This is a genomic window from Streptomyces sp. NPDC086077 (assembly GCF_040686175.1).
Taxonomy (GTDB): Bacteria; Actinomycetota; Actinomycetes; order Streptomycetales; family Streptomycetaceae; genus Streptomyces.
In genome coordinates this window covers 39,947-56,105 of record NZ_JBFBJT010000003.1, presented here as the reverse complement: position 1 = coordinate 56,105, position 16,159 = coordinate 39,947, and the positions used below count along the sequence as shown (strand labels likewise).

Genomic DNA, 16,159 nt, shown 5'->3' with positions numbered 1-16,159 from the left:
CCGCCGGCCGGGGGACGGCACGGCCGGCCCGACGGTGATCATCCCCGCGCCCGCACCGGCGAACGCAGCGAGCACCGGCGGCCGTACGCCGCCGCGCCACTGTCACCGGGCCGTCCCACCGGGCAGGCGTCATGAGCGGGCACGCGGGCACCCCACTCCTCGCAGGCGTCGACATCGGCAGCACCCACTGCAAGGCGCTGCTCACCGATCTCTCCGGTACGGTCGTCGCCCGCGCCCAGCGTGACACCCCCCGCGACCCCGCCGGCCACACCCACCCTGCGGGTGAGCTCCTCTGTGCGGCGCTGGACACCCTCGCCAGTTGCGTGCGGCAGGCGGGTCGGGCGCCAGCGGCCGTCGGCCTGACCGGTATGGCCGAGGCGGGCGCGCTGCTCGCACCGGACGGACGCACGCTCACCCCCGTACTAGCCTGGTCCGATCCCGCGCCCGCCTCCCAGGCCGACCGGTTGCGCACCACCCACGGGGCGCTCGCCCTGCACGCCCGCACTGGCGTCCTGCCCAGCGCGAAAGTGCCCCTGGCCAAGTGGTGCGCGCTGACCGCTGAGCACCCCGAGGTCCGGGCCGGCGCCGCGGCCTGGGCAGGAGCCGTGGACCTCGTCGCGCACGCCCTCACGGGCAGCCTCGGCACGGACGCAACCTTCGCGCAGCGCACACTTGCCTGGAACCCGCACACAGGATCCTGGCAGCCCGACCTGCTGGCCGAGGCGGGGCTGACGGAGGACCACATGCCGCCGGTGCACCCGCCAGGGCGGCCCGTCGGCCGTGTCACCGCCGACGCGGCCGCCGCCACCGGCCTGAAGGCCGGGACGCCGGTCGTCGTCGCCGGCCACGACCACCTGGTCGGAGCCTGGGCGGCGGGAGCGCGTACGGCCGGGCAGGTCGCCGACTCGATGGGCACGGCGGAGGCGGTGCTCACCGTGAGCACCGATGCGCCGGACGCGGCGGCCGCGGCCCGGCAGGGCATGTCTTTCGGCCGCCACGTGGACGGCTCCCACTGGATCGTGCTGGCCGGAATGCGCAGTTCCGGCGCGCTCGTCGAGTGGTTCTGCGACCAGTACCTCGGCCTGGCCGGCAGGCCCGGCGCCGAGCGCTACGAGGCGTTCGCCCGCCTCGTGGCGACGGCCCCGGACGGCCCCACCGGCCTGCTGTTCACGCCCTACCCGGACGGGCGGTCGAGTCCCGAACCCGACCCGGACGCCCACTGCGACATCCTCGGCCTGAGGCCTCGGCACGGCCTCGCCGACCTGGCCCGGGCGCTGCTCGAAGGAGCCGCGCACCACGCGCGGTGGATGACCGACACCCAGGCCACCCTCACCGGCCGGCCCCCGGCCTTCGTGACGCTGCTGGGAGGCTCGACCCGGCAGCACACGTGGACCGCCCTCAAGGCCGCCGTCAGCCCCTGGACCACCCGCGTGTGCCACGAGGCCGAGGCCCCCGCGCTGGGTGCTGCCGCCTGGTCGGGCGCCGCACTCGGCCACGATCCCGCCGTCCTGCGGGCCAGCGCCACCGAACTCGTCCCGGAAGCGGACACCGCCCACGCCTACCGCGCCGTACACCGGCGCCGGTTCCTGCCCTACGTCACCGCACCTGCCGTGCGTGGCGCCGAACGCGCCCACGACAGGTGACCGGAACAGCCAACGAGGAGAACCCCGATGACCGCCGTCCGCCACCCTGAAACCCTGGCCGGGGGCTCCGTCGCACCGGCCGCCCTGGCCCGCCCGTCGGGCACGTTCGCCATGGTCGCCGCTGACCAGCGGGACTCACTGCGCACCATGATGGCCGAGCGCGCCGACGTCCCCGGCGAGGCCGTGCCCGACCAGCGGCTCACCGACTTCAAACTCGCTGTCGCCCGTGAACTGGGCCCGTACGCCTCGGCGTTGCTCCTCGACCGTGACTACGGGTACCACCAGGTGACCGCCGCGGGCGTCCTGCCGCGAGGCTGCGCTCCCATCCTCGCCGTCGACTACCTCGACCAGCCACCCGGCGGCGCAGTGCACGACACGTCTCTCGACGAGGACGCCGACATCGAGGCCGCCGCCGCAGAGGGCGTTCGCGGCCTGAAACTCCTCGTCATCTGGCGCCGCGACGACCGGCGCGAGCAACGCGTCGCCCTGGCACACCGCTTCGTTCGGCTGTGCCGCGACGCCGGCCTCGCCTCCGTCCTGGAACCTGTCGCCCGCCCGACCCGCCAGGAGGAGGCGTCCGGAACGTTCCGCCTGAACGACTCCATCGTGGAAGCCGCCAGAGAGCTCGCGCCCTCGAACCCCTCGCTCTACAAGTGCCAGGTCCCCGACGGCGGCAAGGGAACCGTCGCGGAGCTCGCCGCCCAGGCCGAGCGCATCGACGCGGTCGTCGACGTCCCTTGGGTCGTTCTCTCGCAGGGCGTCGCCGCCGACGACTTCCCCCGCGCCGTCGAGGCCGCGTGCCGCGCCGGGGCTTCCGGATTCCTCGCCGGACGCGCCCTGTGGAGCAACGCCCTGGCCGCCGAGGACCCCGTAGCCGCCCTCCGCGGCCCGAGCGCCGACAGGCTGCGCCTGCTCACCGACATCGTCGACACGCACGGTCGGCCCTGGTGGAACACGGCCGAGGCCGAGAGGACCGGTGTCTGATGCCCGCCACCCGGCCCCGTGTCTGCCTCCTGCACACCGTCACCGCGCTGCCCACCCTCTTCGAGCAGCTGGTGCGGGAACTCGCTCCCGGCGTGGACACCTACCACGTGGTCGACGAGAGCCTGCTCAACGACACCGTGGCCCTCGGCCCGCTGCCCCGCACCGCCGCCCGCCTCGCCTCGTACGTGATCGGGGCCCAGACGGCCGGCGCGGACGCCGTCCTCGTCACCTGCTCGTCGGTCGGTCCCTTCGCCGAAGCCGCCCGCCCCCTGGTCGACATCCCCGTGCTGCGGGTCGACGAGCCGATGGCGTCCCAGGCGGTGCGGCGTGGACCGCGCATCGCCGTACTCGCCACGCTCGACTCGACGCTGCGCCCGACCGCGGACCTCGTCCGCCGTCACGCGGCACGGACCGGAACGGACGTCACCGTCACCACCACGACCTGTCCCGGCGCCTACCAGGCGCGCACCTCGGGCGACCCGGACCGGCACGACGAACTGATCGCGGCGGAGGCGGTGCGCCTGGCCGCCGATCACGACGTCCTGGTGCTGGCACAGGCCTCGATGGCCACCGTCGTCGACCGGCTTTCGGCCGGGCGGATCACCGTGCCGGTGCTCTCCTCGCCGCGCGGCGGAGCCGCCCAGCTCGCCGGCGTGACCGCACGCGAGGAGCGGGTATGAGCAGACTCGGCTGTGTGGCGGACGACTTCACCGGCGCCACGGACCTGGCAGGCAACCTGGCGGCCACCGGGCGGCGCGTCGTGGTCACCGTCGGCCCTGACGACCGGCCGCCGGAGGACGCCGATGCCGTAGTGGTGGCGCTCAAGTCCCGTAACGTGCCGCCCGAGGAGGCCGTCGCGGCCTGTCTCGACGCCCACCGGAAGCTGGCACGCGCCGGCTGCGACCGGATCTGGTTCAAGTACTGCTCCACTTTCGACTCCACGGCACGCGGCAACATCGGTCCCGTCACCGACGCCCTTCTGGAGGCCACCGGAGCGCCGTGGACCATCGCGTGCCCCGCCTTCCCCGCGGGCGGCCGCACCGTGTACCAGGGCCATCTGTTCGTCGGCGACCGGCTGCTCAGCGAAAGCGGTATGCGGCACCACCCGCTCACCCCGATGACCGACCCGGACCTGGTGCGGGTGATGGGCGCGCAGTCCCGGTACCGGGTGGGCCTGCTGCCGCACCGCGTGCTGCGGGCGGGCGAGACGACGGCGCGTGACCACGTCTCCGCCCTCGTGGCCAAGGGAGTACGCGTCGTCGTCACCGACGCCTTGCACGGCGACGACTTGTCGGTCATCGAGCGAGTCACCCGCGACCTGCCACTGATCACCGGTGGATCCGGACTGGCGTTGTCCCTGCCGCCCGTGCGCCCGGGTGCCGCCGCCGCACGCATTCGCCTGGCACCCGGCCCCCTGGCCGTACTGGCCGGCAGTGTCTCCGACACCACCCTCGCGCAGATCCGCCACGCCCGGTCACTGCTGCCGCACCGGCTGCTGTCCGTCGGTGACCTCGTTCGGTCGCCGGAAGCCACCGTCGCCGACGCCGTGGCCTGGGCGGCCGCGCACCTCGACGCCGGCCGCGACGTCCTGATGTACTCCGCCGACGACCACGCGCAGGTGCGCGCGGCCCAAGAGGCTTACGGCGTCGAGCGCAGCGCCCAGGCTGCGGAGCGGGCCCTCGCCGACTGCGCCCGGGCACTGGCCTGCCGAGGCGTGCGGCGCTTCCTCGTGGCCGGTGGGGAGAGTTCCGGAGCTGTCGTCGAGGCCCTGGGAGTGTCCCGGTTGCGCATCGGCCCCGCCATCGCCCCGGGCGTGTCCTGGACCGAGGCGACCCATGGCGGCCGCACCCTCAACCTGGTGCTGAAGTCAGGCAACTTCGGCGCCGAGGATCTCTTCACCACCGCGCAGGACGTCCTGTGACCGCGCCCCCTGCCAACACTGCCGACGCCCTCGCCGCAGCGTGTCGCGACCTCGCCGCGCTCGGGCTGAGCCCGGGCAGTTCGGGTAACGCCAGCGTCCGCACGGCGGACGGCATCCTGACCACCCCGACCGGTCTCCCGCTCAGCGCGCTCACGGCACAGGACATCAGCGTCCTGGACTCCTCGGGGCGGCACCGGGCCGGGCCGCCGCCCACCAAGGAGGCTCCGCTGCACCTGCGGATCTACGCGCGGCTACCGCACCATGGGGCCGTCGTGCACCTCCACTCCACCCACGCGGTCGCCGTGGCCTGCCTCGAACCGGCCGAGCACGCATCGGTGCTTCCGCCCTACACGCCCTACGGCGTGATGCGGCTCGGCGCCGTCCCCCTCCTGCCCTATGCGCCGCCCGGCAGCGAAAGGCTCGCCGCACTCGCCGACCGCCTGTCGCCGGACACCCACGCCTGCCTGCTCGCACAGCACGGATCGATGACCATGGGGGCCGATCTCGGCACCGCGATCCAAGCCGCCGTAGAGGTGGAGGAGACGGCCCGGATCCACCTGCTCCTGGCCCAGCACCGCGGCGTCCGCACCCTCAGCCCGGACGAGTACGCCGCACTACGCCCCTGACAGGGGGGCCCGCCGTCGCCCATGCTCCCTCCAGCCGGACCCGGCTCCCACTCCAAGGACCCGTCATGCCCGAAACCTGCGCCTGGTGGCGCAACGCCGTCGTCTACGAGGTCTACGTCCGCAGTTTCGCCGACGGAGACGGCGACGGTGTCGGCGACCTGCCCGGCATCACCGCACGCCTGGACCACATCGCCGACGTCGGAGCGGACGCCGTGTGGCTGACGCCGTTCTACCGCTCGCCCATGGCCGACGCGGGATACGACGTCGCCGACCACCGCGACGTCGACCCGCTCTTCGGCACCCTCGCCGACTTCGACTCCCTGCTCGCCCGCGCACACGACCTCGGCCTACGGGTGATCATCGACCTGGTCCCCAACCACACTTCCGTGCGACACCGCTGGTTCCAGGAGGCGCTGGCCGCGCGACCCGGCAGCGCGGCCCGTGCGCGATACGTCTTCCGCGACGGCCGTGACGGCGGCGCGCTGCCACCCACCGACTGGCGGTCGGTGTTCGGCGGCCCAGCCTGGCAGCGCGTCCCCGACGGGCAGTGGTACCTCCATCTGTTCGCCCCCGAGCAACCCGATCTCGACTGGTCCCACCCCGAGGTCACCGCCGAGTTCCACGACATCCTGCGCTTCTGGCTCGACCGAGGCGTCGACGGCTTCCGCTTCGACGTCGCCCACGGCATGGCCAAGGACCTGGCCGAGCCCCTGCGCGACCTGGGTCCGGACCAGGTGCACCATTCCATCGTCGGGGAGGGTTGGGAGGGCCGGCACCCATTCTGGGACCGGGACGACGTGCACACCTTGCTGCGCGGCTTCCGCGAAGTCGTCGACACCTACACCCCGCCGCGTGCCACCGTCGCCGAATCGTGGGCCGCGCTGGACCGACGAGCGCTCTACACCCGTCCCGGTGAACTTCACCAAGCTTTCAACTTCGACTTCCTCAAGGCAGCCTGGAACCCGGCGGCACTTCGCGCCACCATCGACCGGTCGCTCGCCCTGCCCCGCGCAACGGGCGCTGCGCCCACCTGGGTCCTGTCCAACCACGACGTGGTCCGGCACGCTTCCCGGCTGTTGCTGCCGCCCGGCACTTCCCCGGACGCCTGGCTGCTCTCCGCGGGTACCGCGCCGTCGCTCGGCCCGGACGCGGTCCGTCGCCGCGCCCGTACCGCCGCGCTCCTGCTGCTGGCCCTGCCGGGTGCCGTATTCCTCTACCAGGGCGAGGAGTTGGGTCTGCCCGAGGTGGCGGAGCTGCCCGACGGAGTGCTCCGGGACCCGGTTCGCCACCGCTCCGGAGGAGCTCGCAAGGGCCGCGACGGTTGCCGGGTGCCGCTGCCCTGGAACTGCGAAGGCCCGTCGTACGGCTTCGGTGCCGGCGCACCCTGGCTGCCCCAGCCCGCCGCCTTCGCCGCGCTGTCCGCCGAGGCCCAGAGGGGGGACCCGGACAGCACTCTGAACCTCTACCGCAGGGCCACACGCCTCCGGCGCGCAGTCCCGGCCGACAGCGAACTGGAGTGGAACGAACAGTCCGACTCGCGCGTCCTGGACTTCGGCGTCGGCCCCCTGCGCTGCGTGGTCAACGTCTCCGCCGACGAGGTGCCCGTGCAGCCGGGGAGCCGGCCGCTGCTCTCGAGTGCGCCGCTACCGGCTGCCGCTCAGGTGCTCCCACCGGACACGGCGGTGTGGTACGCGAACGCGTCGGGCTAATCTGCCATGTGTGCGGGCCGGATGTGACCACCGTCGATGAAGGCGACCGCTCGTTTACATGGCGGTGGTGGCGAGGCCGACGATGACTTCGTGCGGGCTGTCGCGTTGTTCCCAGCGGTCGTTCACCGCTGTGTGGTGGGCCTCGCTATGCGTCTGGGCGCGGTGGTGTGAGCCGCGATCGGCGAGCAGGGCACGGCCAATTGCTGGGCCGGCTCGGACGTTTGGCCACGGGTGCAGTCCCCACGAGTGAGGGAGCAGGAGATGCCGCCTGGCGGTTGCAGCCGGCAGCGGCCACTGCGAGCGGGATGCCCTCGGTACGAGGGGGGACATGGTGCCCGCTGCCAGGCGCACCAGGTCGTGCGAGGTCAGCGTCGGCGGCCGCCAGCACGAGGAGCCGGCACCAACCGCGGCTGCCGCAGGTCGCGGTGGACGGCAAGACCAGCTGGGGGAACCGAGAGCGCCGGTGATTCGGCGCCGCACCTGCTGGCCGCGCTGTCCTGCGCGGGGGTCATGCTCGCCCAGTGCCAGATCCCGGGCAAGAGCAACGAAATCGGCGCTTCGGCCACGTCTGGCAAGTCCTCCGCACCTATCGGGAGGTGGGCTCGGTCGCACATGCCCCGCCTCGACATGGTCAGTCGGAGCGGGGCGGGCTCCGGTTGGAGGTGTCGGCTGCAGGGTCCGAAGCCTCATCCGTCAGCGTGTGGCGATTCAGCTCCAGCCGTGGCAGCCCCAGGCCATGCTCCGGGCGTCCCAGTAGCAGCCTCGGATCCGCCAGATGTCCATGTTGAGATTGATCGACGTGGCTGATCCCGACCCGATCCACATGGATCCGCCGGTGCCGTCGTAGTGCTGGTAGTCGACACGCTTGTCGCCGCTGCCGGACCAGCCTCACAGCCAGCTCTCGGAGCCGTTGCCCGGGTTGTTGTCGAACGAGGCCGAGGCGTTGCCCCAGTCGATCGTGGTGGCAGCCGTGCCGGCATCAGCGGCCGAGGCCGGGGTCGCCACGCCAGTGCTGACAGCGGCCAGCCGTGCCGCAACCGAGGCTGCCTTCGCCATGACCTTCAAACGCATGATTCCTCTTACCTGGCGCCTGCCCATCTGTGGAACGCTGCACGGTCGCGGGGCTCGGCCCGCGTCGTTCGTGCGCTCGGTGATCATGGTGCACAGGCGCGACCACCCCAAAGCATACGTAAGTAGCTAACAAATGATTAGTGGAAGGGTGGGGTGCAACATCCCGTCGTGCCAGGCGGGTCATGTGACCCGGTCCTGCCTCAGCACCGCGGCGTTGAGGATGATGGCGGCGCCCATTGCGGACGACAGCGTCCATGGTCCCGTGAACGCGGAGCCATCGTCGCTGATGGCGCTGCAGAATTCCTCCGGGAGGGAGCGAACGTCGCCTGCTCACACCCACCCGCATGTTCAAGGAGAAGGCGTTGGTCTCGACGATCCCCCGCCCGCCGTTGCCCATGGAGAGGGCGGAAGAGGGCATCGCCGTGCTCCAGGAAAACACCCAGGCGCTGATCGACGGCCTGGAGGAACGCTCCACGAGGCTGGGCGATGCCCAGCGCATCTCGCTCACCCTGGCCCAGTCACGCTGCCTGGTCGACCCGCGGGCATCGGTCTTCCCCACCTGGGATGCCTGGATCACGGCCATGCAGGTCGCCTCCGCAGTCTTTTCCGCGGCGACCGCGAACGAGAACCAGGTCCAGTGCCGCATCGCGCACAAAGCCCGTACGCTCCAGGCCACCGGCCCTCAGTGGTACGTGAACCCGGGTAGCTGGATCAGCGCCTTCTACCTGGCCGTGGTCTGCCGGGAAGGCGACAGGATCACGGCCCTGTGTCAGGTTCCTCCTTCCCTGCTCCGGGCAAACGGGGCGCAGTTCGACGGGTACCACTACGCCTGGATCGATGCCCTCCAGACCTTCTGGCGTGGTGGCCCCGACCTTGGATCGAAGCTTGTGGCGGCGGTCGCTGGCACGGACCCGTCAGTGGCTACCGATCCAGAGACTGCGGTCAAGCTGCTTTACCCGCCCATGGAGCTGTTCCACCGCTTCATCCGCGAGGACAACGCAGGCTTCAACCGGGCACTCGCCAACGCCCTCCAGTGGCACAGGGAGTATTGGGCCGAGGAGAGCCGTGCGTTCCAGGCCTCGGGCCTTGTCGCTCTCGGTCCCCTCGCCATTGCCTGCTTCGCGCACGACGCGGGCATGGCCATCACGGTCGAGTCCGAGTACCTTCCCAAAGCGCTCCTGGAGAGCAACTGGCTGGGTGAAACCCTCACGTAGTCCTCGCACTCTCCGGCCCGACCGCAGGAGCGTTGCCCTGCAGGAACTGAACCTCGCCGATCACCGCAAATCCCGCCGTAAGCCGCCGCAGCACGGTTGGGTTCTCGCCCCGCAGAGCAGCTCCGATGCGGTTCATCCGCCAGTCACCAGTCATGGCCCGAACCTATCCACAGGCGATCAAGACCTGCTCTTCGCTCCCCACCCTCCCCCCTGGGTGGGGCACGCCGACGTTTCGGGCAGCCGCTGGCGCTGGACGCCACCTGGCCCGTGTGGTCAAGTACATGGCTCACCACGTATACCGCGGGAGCATAGGCGGCGTTGACGTCAAGGAGTTGTGCCCGCGGCCCAAGCTGCCGGCGCACGGCCGAGTACGGCGCGGAACCGTTCCCGCCCGGCCTCGGTGCTTGCTTCCCATAGCCCTGCGGCGTCACCGGACACCGAGAGGGACTGGAGCCCGTGCTCCTGCGCAAGGTAGGCGGCGCCGCCCATATGCTGGTCCAGCATCCCCATCGCCGTGAGCGCCACATGGCCACAGGACACCGCCTCAGCAGCGCTCCCGGAGCGGTTGGCCAGCAGGGCATAGCGCAGGACCAAGGCGGCGAAGAAGGTGTTGATGCCGACGACGTCGGTGACGACCGCGTCATCCGTCGGCTGCAGCTCGGGGAACCGCTCCAGCACACGTACGCGCTCCGCGGCGTCTGAGAGGGGGCGGTCGGCATGCCAGAGGTCGCGTACGGACTCCACGTAGAAATCCACGTCGCCTTCCCGGCCTGCTCCGCCCACCCGCAGCCCCACAAACAGTGGCGCCATGCGTTCGGCGCAGGCGGCTACGTACAGACGGACCGTCTCTCCGTCCCCACTGCGGAGAGCCGTCGTGACGGCCTGTTCCACCAAGGTTCTTGCATTCCGGTGTCGGTAGGCGCGCAACCCCCGGGTCATGCTGATTTCCAATCTGTGGATCTGTCACTTAGAGGTTGTCACACGTGGCAAGTTCCGCGAGCTTCTTGTAGTAGGTCAGGGCGGCGGCCATGCCAGGCCTCGGATCTGCCAGTCGTTGCGGACCACGTACGTTTGATCTTGAGACCGCGAGCAGCCCATGGCAGGCTCATGCCGCATGATCGACGAATTCGCGAAAGACAACCTGCACGGGAGACTGCGGCGGGACCGCAAGGCGCTGCTCTGGAAACTCGACGGCTTGTCCGAATACGACGCCCGCCGACCTTTGACAGCGACCGGGACCAATCTCCTCGGCCTGGTCAAACACGTGGCTACCGTCGAGGCCAGGTACTTCGGCGAGGTCTTCGGCCGCCCTTCCCCGGAACCGCTGCCCCGGTGGCAGGACTCCAACGGCAGCGATCTGTGGGCGACCGAGGACGAGACCCGCGATCAGATCATCGGATTCTACCGGCGCGCGTGGGAACACTCGGACGCGACGATCGACGAGCTTCCCCTCGATGCCCCCGGCCACGTGCCGTGGTGGCCGGAGCCTTATGCCGACACGAACCTGTTCGCCATCGTGGTCCATGTCCTCGGCGAGTCCATCCGGCATGCCGGGCACGCCGATATCCTGCGCGAGGGCCTCGACGGCCGGACCGGGTTGCGCGCCGAACACGAGAAGCAGATCGACGAGGAAGCCCGTGCAGCCTACTGCGCGAAGATCGAGCAGGCCGCCAGATCGGCCGTACCATTCAAGGCTTAAGAGCTCGCACAGATAGGGGCGATGGAGCACCCCGGGAGTAGAAGAGGCACGGGACTAGCGGATCACGGAGTTGCGACGCTCTGTGATCACTAGGGAGACCTGTGCCTGCACTGCGGTCATGGCTGATTGATCCCCTCTGGGACCAATTCGCGGTACTGGTGCCACAGCCCGGTCTGGGATCTGGCCCATCCGCTTCTATCGCTGAGGTGTCGCGGCAGCGTTAGCGGAGACCTTTTCGGCCTCGATCCGCCGCATGCGTTCGGTGCCCCATTTTCCCAAGGGGGCCAGGGCGGCGTTGAGCGAGACGCCGTGCTCTGTCAGGGAGTACTCGACCTTCGGTGGCACCTCACGGTACACCTCACGATGCACAAGCCCGTCTTCTTCCATCTCCCGCAGATGTTGAATCAGCATCTTCTCACTGACGCCCGGCAGACCGCGTCGAAGCTCGGCGAACCGGCGGGTCCGGTAGTTGTGCAGCTCCCAGAGGATCAGCGATTTCCACTTGCCGGCGACTACGTCCATCGCCGCGTCGATGCCGCAGAAGTAGGGACCACGTCGTGCTGATGTAGCCATCCGCCCCTCCAAGACCTACTTACCCACGAGTGAGTACCCGACTAACTAGTCAGTACTGGTCAACCCTACCGGCAGCGGAGAGGATCCAACCGACGACGAACATGACGGGGAGCCCCAAAAATGACAACCAACAACAGCGTGCAGGTGAGCGTTCTCGGGCTGGGCGCCATGGGTAACGCTCTCGCAGGCGCCCTGGTGAAGGCCGGATATGCGACAACAGTCTGGAACCGCTCAGCGGGGAAGGCGGACGACCTCGTCGCGCAGGGCGCGGAGGCCGCCGCTACGGCCGGCGACGCGGTCCGGGCCAGCCGGCTGGTGATCGCATGCCTGCTGGACCACGCGTCGGTCCACGAGGTGCTTGATCCGCTCTCCGATGAGCTGGCCGAACGAACCTTGATCAACGTAACCACGACGTCACCGGCTCAGTCACGGGAGTTGGCCGCCTGGGCTGCCGATGCCAGGGTCGCGTATCTGGACGGCGGCATCATGGCCGTACCGCACATGATCGGCCAGCCCGGGTCATCGATCCTCTACAGCGGATCGGCCGATGTCTTCAATCAGTACAAGCCGCTGCTCGACCTGTGGGGAACCAGTACCTACTTCGGTGAGGATGCCGGGCTGGCGTCCCTGTACGACTTCGCCCTACTCGCGGGCATGTACGTCATGTTCGCGGGATTCATGCACGGGGCCGCCATGGTTGCACCGGCCGGCGTGACGGCGGGCGAGTTCGCTGCTATGGCTGCACCATGGCTGACCGCCATGACCGGTGGCTTCCAGGGGTTCGCCGCAGTCATCGATGGCGGGGACTACACCGTCGAAGGACAACAGAGTCTCGAGTTCTCCAACCTCAGTCACATCCTGGCCGCCAGTTCCGACCAGGGAGTCAGCGCTGAGGTGGTCGCCATGGTCCAGCGGCTCATCCAACGCCAGATTGATGCAGGCCACGGAGAGGAAGGCTTCGCCCGAATCATCGAGAGCATCAAGCAAGCGGGATAAGAGGCTGGCCGAGAAATGGGCTCACGGGCGTCGCCTCGGGCGGTTGTCCCCAGCGGTGGGTGGTCCAGGCTGTCGGATGAGGCTACGGACGGTGATGATCGTGTCCGCGAAGTCGAAGAAGGCGTCGATCACGGTGGCACGGCGTTCGTAGCAGCGGGCGATGCGGTGAAAGGCGTTCGTCAGGCGTGGGTTCGCTCGACGTGCCAGCGCTGGCTCGCCTGGATCGGGGCCTTCTCGCCCTTGTGCGCTATCCGGCCGTGCAGGCCTCGTTCGTCGAGCAGGGTGCGGGTCTTGTTCGAGTCGTAGCCGGCGTCCAGGTGCACGGTGATGTCGTCGGGCAGCGGACCGAGCTCGTCCAGGCGGTCCAAGGTGGGGGCCAGCAGAGGGGGAGTCGTGGCAGTTCGCCCCGGCGAGGACACGGCCGAGTGGGATGCCGTACCCATCGGTCATGCCGGAGCGTTTCAGGCCTTGTTTGCCACGGTCGACCGGGGATCGTCCGGTGGCCTCGCCGCCGCCGGGGGCCTCGGTGATGGAGCCGTCGACGGCGATCCGGTCCAGCACCAGACCGACGATGCGGTCATAGGACTCCAGTGCGATCTGTTTGAGCCGGGCGAAGACGCCGAGTTGGATCCACTCGTCTCGCCGGTTGCGGATCGTGCTGGCCGAGCAGGTCGTGTCGGCGATCGCTTCGTAGGAGCAGCCGAAGCGGAGGAGATGCAGGAGCTTGTCGAACACGATCCGGTCGTCGATGCGCGGACGGTGGCATCGCAGGGGGTGATCCGGGTGATAGCGCGGCCGCTCGGGCAGCAGCACCGAAAATTGGTCCCACAGCGGTTCGGTCAGCCATGATGGCAGGACAGGCACAGGTTTCCTCGATGATCACAGAGCGTCGCAACTCCATGATCACCAAGGCCTGTGCCTGCTCTGCTGTCGGGGGCGCCCACACGCCTATCTGTGCGACCTCTTAGAGGTTGCCTCACAAGACTTGATGTTCGTGCGGCATGATGCCGGTTGTGGGTGCTGATCTACCGAAGCGTCTGGTTCCTGATGAACTCTGGGAGGTTGCTGCCGTCGTTCCCGGGCGGGAACTACGCCGGCCCCGCCGCTCGCATCATGGTCAACCACCCGAACGGAAACGTGCCGTGGACCACGCCGACCTCGGCGAGCGACATCCGCCACGCCGTCGTGCCGCCGACGGCACGCCGACGGAGCGACAGCGCCCACACCACCGGTGCGGCCAACGGCAGCGCGACCAGCGTCATGAGTACCACACTGTTGCACGTGTTGGAGCAACCGTGTTACCGCCCGGCCAGGCACATCGGAGCGGACGTCATGAGCGGCCGCCGCAGGACGGCCGCGATGCTCGCCATGCCGAGGATGCCCAGACCCAGGAGCATCGTGCGAGTGCGAGTGCGAGTGCGAGTGCGAGTGCGAGTGCGAGTGCGAGTGCGGCTGGGCGGGGAGGTGGGGGACACGTCGTGGTTCATGCCTCCATAGGAGCGGGAGGGCCGTTGCGGCGCCGTATGCGGATTTCGATACGCCTGCGATGCATCACCCGCAACGCCCCATCAGCCCGCACGAAAGGAACGGGGAATGCCAATGGCCACAGGGGTGAACCTCGCGTGAGGACCTGACGCGGAGCGCCGCGGCGAGCGGAACACCTGCGCCACCAGGGCGTCGGGAATTGTCGATGTGTCGCCCAAGTGCACGACGCAAGGGACGGATTGAGTGAGGAGGTGGAAGACGCGTAGCCAGTCCGATCGAACCCTGACGCGCATTCAGGCAGGTTGACCCCCGCAACACCCAACGCGGCTAGTTGAATCCGGTACTGTGTGGGCGCTGTGTTGCCGCTGCGGCCCACTGTCCGTCAGCAGCCAGTTCTGCTCTTCCAGTTCCGCGTCTGAGGTGAGTGATGGACCGTGCAGAGATATCGATCGAGCGCATACGGGCAGCCGTTGGCGTATTGAGCCTGGTGCTGTTCACCCATACAGCATTCTGGTTCGGCCACGATGTCTTCGATCAAGGTATCCTCGACGTGTGGTCCATCTGGACGACCGGCCCTGCCTCGGGGCTGGCGGCCACGACTTCGCTGGACATCGGGCTGGCGGCACTGCAGTTGGCGGCCGGCTTCGGTGCCCTGATGCAGGTGCGAGGTGCCGGCGGCGTACTGGTTGTCGCATGCTCGGCCACCCTCCTTTTCCGGGGACCGGTGGTCTGGTACTGGATCCTGGACTCACCGTCCGACCCATGGTTCGGTGATCTCGAAGGGCCGTCTTTGACCGCTGCGGGGAGCACCTGTGCGGTGATAGTCGTCGTCGCTGTGGCCCAGGCGGTTCTCCTGTTCCAGGCGCGCCAGCTGGAACATCGGGCGGCGTCGGAGCAGGAAGAGGTCCTGTCCGACGGGCTCCGGCCGGTGAAGGTCACCGCTGCGGTGTCCTCCGTGCTGCTTGTTCTGTTGAACGTCGTCTACATCCTGCGCAATGTCGTGACGGCGATTCAAGTCGGCCCCGGAACACTCGCCGACCTGCTCGCCGGCAAGGGCACCGGTCAGGCGGTGCTGGCGGTCTCCTCGCCGTGGCAGTGGGCGTGCTTGACCGTGCTGTGCGGTGTGGGCCTGGCACTCGTCGGGCGCCGCAGGCCCACCGCGACCGGGTTCTCTCTGGGGCTCGCTGTGTTCATGCTGCCGACCGCCGCCTTCAAGCTGTGCGGCTCGGTGATCTCGGGAGATCTCCTTCAAGTCCCCCTCGGGACGCTCCAGTCAGTTCTGGAGCTGGTCGGTTCGGCCGCCGTTGCCGTGTTGATCCTCAGGGACATCCATGGTGACGGAGGCCTGACAATGCCCCGCTTCGACCGTTCCTCTCCTTCGGAGACCACCGGTACGGTTCCGTTGCCTTCGCCCTCAAGTGACTGAGTAGCACGGCACCTTCAGGCCCGCCGGGTGTACGCGAGCATGCGCCGCCCGGCCTGCTGGCTCGTCCGCGACCCGGGAGCCGACCCGGCTCACGGGGCCGAAACTCAGCAGCCTGCCCGCGACCGTTCAGGACCGCTCCCGACGTCCTTCACCGAGCTCGGCCCCAACTGCTGGGCGTCGGCGTGCTCCGGCATGGTCATGGGCTGGTCGAACAGGGAGTACGACTGGTTCGTGTCGAACTGCGCACTCATGACATACCTGTGCGTGACGACGCTGCGGCACCACCACGACATCGGCCTGCAGGAGCCGGTCGGCCTCGACCTTTCGACCAGGTCGTCACCGGACTGCGTCCGGCGCCCGAGGACGGCGCCCGAGGACGGCGAACGAGACCCGGTGCTGATGCGTGTGACCCGCGCCGACCGGTTCAGCTTCCGTTGGGTACCGTCGTCGAGACGAACGTCCATGTACCGGAACCGACTTCGTACACGGCCGTGCCGTTCTCCCTGCGCAGCAGACGCGCATCACCGTCTGCGCGCACCTTGCCGGAGCCGGCCGGCACATGGATCTCCGCCGTCGACCCGGCGGGGACGGCGGCCTCCAGGCGGAAGGTGGAACCCGCACGCGACCACTTCGTGCGGACCTTTCCGTACGGGGTGGTGTACGAGTCCGCCGCCGACGTCAGGTCACCCACCGTCGCCGGGTCGATGAGCAGTTCGCGGTAGCCGACGGAGCCGGGCCGCTGCTGGATCCCGGCGAGGCGGCCGGTGAACCAGGCGTCGATCGCGCCGAGCATGAAGTGGTTCTGCGACTGG

16 protein-coding genes and 3 pseudogenes are annotated in these 16,159 nt (G+C 69.5%); 11 read left to right on the top strand and 8 right to left on the bottom strand.

Going from position 1 to position 16,159, the window contains the following annotated elements; all coding sequences use genetic code 11:
• Positions 1 to 131: 131 nt before the first annotated feature.
• From AB0O67_RS01420 to AB0O67_RS01395, 6 genes are all read left to right on the top strand, one after another.
• Positions 132 to 1,643 (top strand): FGGY family carbohydrate kinase, encoded by a 1,512-nt coding sequence (locus AB0O67_RS01420; RefSeq protein ID WP_365444221.1) that lies wholly within the window; start codon positions 132 to 134, stop codon positions 1,641 to 1,643.
• Between the two features lie 27 nt (positions 1,644 to 1,670).
• Positions 1,671 to 2,627, top strand: coding sequence for a hypothetical protein (locus AB0O67_RS01415; RefSeq protein ID WP_365444218.1), 957 nt, complete (start codon positions 1,671 to 1,673; stop codon positions 2,625 to 2,627).
• The gene (locus AB0O67_RS01410; RefSeq protein ID WP_365444215.1) at positions 2,627 to 3,307 is read left to right on the top strand and encodes an aspartate/glutamate racemase family protein; all 681 of its coding nucleotides are present in this window, start codon (positions 2,627 to 2,629) and stop codon (positions 3,305 to 3,307) included. The genes AB0O67_RS01415 and AB0O67_RS01410 overlap by 1 nt, the downstream gene beginning before the upstream one ends.
• Positions 3,304 to 4,548: a 3-oxo-tetronate kinase gene (gene otnK / locus AB0O67_RS01405; protein ID WP_365444212.1), complete on the top strand. Its 1,245-nt coding sequence runs from the start codon at positions 3,304 to 3,306 to the stop codon at positions 4,546 to 4,548. Before AB0O67_RS01410 ends, otnK begins: the two co-directional genes overlap by 4 nt.
• Positions 4,545 to 5,174, top strand: a complete 630-nt coding sequence (locus AB0O67_RS01400) for a class II aldolase/adducin family protein (RefSeq protein WP_365444209.1) — start codon at positions 4,545 to 4,547, stop codon at positions 5,172 to 5,174. The genes otnK and AB0O67_RS01400 overlap by 4 nt, the downstream gene beginning before the upstream one ends.
• 65 nt (positions 5,175 to 5,239) lie before the next feature.
• Positions 5,240 to 6,883, top strand: coding sequence for a glycoside hydrolase family 13 protein (locus tag AB0O67_RS01395; protein ID WP_365444206.1), 1,644 nt, complete (start codon positions 5,240 to 5,242; stop codon positions 6,881 to 6,883).
• A gap of 888 nt (positions 6,884 to 7,771) precedes the next feature.
• Here AB0O67_RS01395 and AB0O67_RS01390 read toward each other — a convergent pair.
• Positions 7,772 to 7,954, bottom strand: a complete 183-nt coding sequence (locus AB0O67_RS01390) for a hypothetical protein (RefSeq protein WP_365444203.1) — start codon at positions 7,952 to 7,954, stop codon at positions 7,772 to 7,774.
• A gap of 344 nt (positions 7,955 to 8,298) precedes the next feature.
• Here AB0O67_RS01390 and AB0O67_RS01385 point away from each other — a divergent pair, with 344 nt between their 5' ends.
• A complete protein-coding gene (locus tag AB0O67_RS01385) occupies positions 8,299 to 9,168 on the top strand; it encodes an immunity 49 family protein (RefSeq protein WP_365444200.1) in 870 nt (289 codons plus the stop codon).
• A 34-nt stretch (positions 9,169 to 9,202) separates the two neighbouring features.
• On the opposite strand, the pseudogene AB0O67_RS01380 reads toward AB0O67_RS01385, so the two are convergent.
• Both AB0O67_RS01380 and AB0O67_RS01375 read right to left on the bottom strand, forming a co-directional pair.
• Positions 9,203 to 9,322: pseudogene (locus tag AB0O67_RS01380) on the bottom strand (diadenosine tetraphosphate hydrolase); the annotation flags it as partial.
• A 170-nt stretch (positions 9,323 to 9,492) separates the two neighbouring features.
• A complete protein-coding gene (locus AB0O67_RS01375; protein WP_365444197.1) occupies positions 9,493 to 9,978 on the bottom strand; it encodes a hypothetical protein in 486 nt (161 codons plus the stop codon).
• Positions 9,979 to 10,282: 304 nt separating this feature from the next.
• Here AB0O67_RS01375 and AB0O67_RS01370 point away from each other — a divergent pair, with 304 nt between their 5' ends.
• Positions 10,283 to 10,867, top strand: a complete 585-nt coding sequence (locus AB0O67_RS01370) for a DinB family protein (protein WP_365444194.1) — start codon at positions 10,283 to 10,285, stop codon at positions 10,865 to 10,867.
• 101 nt (positions 10,868 to 10,968) lie between these two features.
• Positions 10,969 to 11,062: pseudogene (locus tag AB0O67_RS01365) on the top strand (IS5/IS1182 family transposase); the annotation flags it as partial.
• Here AB0O67_RS01365 and AB0O67_RS01360 read toward each other — a convergent pair.
• Complete coding sequence (locus AB0O67_RS01360; RefSeq protein ID WP_365444191.1) at positions 11,063 to 11,440, bottom strand: helix-turn-helix domain-containing protein; 378 nt, start codon at positions 11,438 to 11,440, stop codon at positions 11,063 to 11,065.
• 120 nt (positions 11,441 to 11,560) lie between these two features.
• Between AB0O67_RS01360 and AB0O67_RS01355 the strand changes: the two genes are divergently transcribed.
• Positions 11,561 to 12,436, top strand: a complete 876-nt coding sequence (locus AB0O67_RS01355; RefSeq protein WP_365444188.1) for an NAD(P)-binding domain-containing protein — start codon at positions 11,561 to 11,563, stop codon at positions 12,434 to 12,436.
• On the opposite strand, the pseudogene AB0O67_RS01350 reads toward AB0O67_RS01355, so the two are convergent.
• Both AB0O67_RS01350 and AB0O67_RS01345 read right to left on the bottom strand, forming a co-directional pair.
• Positions 12,420 to 13,300: pseudogene (locus AB0O67_RS01350) on the bottom strand (IS5 family transposase). The gene AB0O67_RS01355 and the pseudogene AB0O67_RS01350 sit on opposite strands and share 17 nt — an antisense overlap.
• A gap of 224 nt (positions 13,301 to 13,524) precedes the next feature.
• The gene (locus tag AB0O67_RS01345) at positions 13,525 to 13,698 is read right to left on the bottom strand and encodes a hypothetical protein (protein WP_365444185.1); all 174 of its coding nucleotides are present in this window, start codon (positions 13,696 to 13,698) and stop codon (positions 13,525 to 13,527) included.
• A gap of 650 nt (positions 13,699 to 14,348) precedes the next feature.
• Between AB0O67_RS01345 and AB0O67_RS01340 the strand changes: the two genes are divergently transcribed.
• Entirely contained in the window at positions 14,349 to 15,347 is a 999-nt protein-coding gene (locus AB0O67_RS01340) for a hypothetical protein (protein WP_365444182.1), read from the top strand.
• Positions 15,348 to 15,451: 104 nt separating this feature from the next.
• On the opposite strand, the gene AB0O67_RS01335 is transcribed toward AB0O67_RS01340, so the two are convergent.
• Together AB0O67_RS01335 and AB0O67_RS01330 are read right to left on the bottom strand one after the other, a co-directional pair.
• On the bottom strand, positions 15,452 to 15,598 hold the full coding sequence (locus AB0O67_RS01335) for a hypothetical protein (RefSeq protein WP_365444179.1): 147 nt from the start codon (positions 15,596 to 15,598) through the stop codon (positions 15,452 to 15,454).
• A gap of 173 nt (positions 15,599 to 15,771) precedes the next feature.
• Complete coding sequence (locus AB0O67_RS01330) at positions 15,772 to 16,140, bottom strand: alpha-L-rhamnosidase C-terminal domain-containing protein (protein ID WP_365444176.1); 369 nt, start codon at positions 16,138 to 16,140, stop codon at positions 15,772 to 15,774.
• Between the last annotated feature and the right edge of the window lie 19 nt (positions 16,141 to 16,159).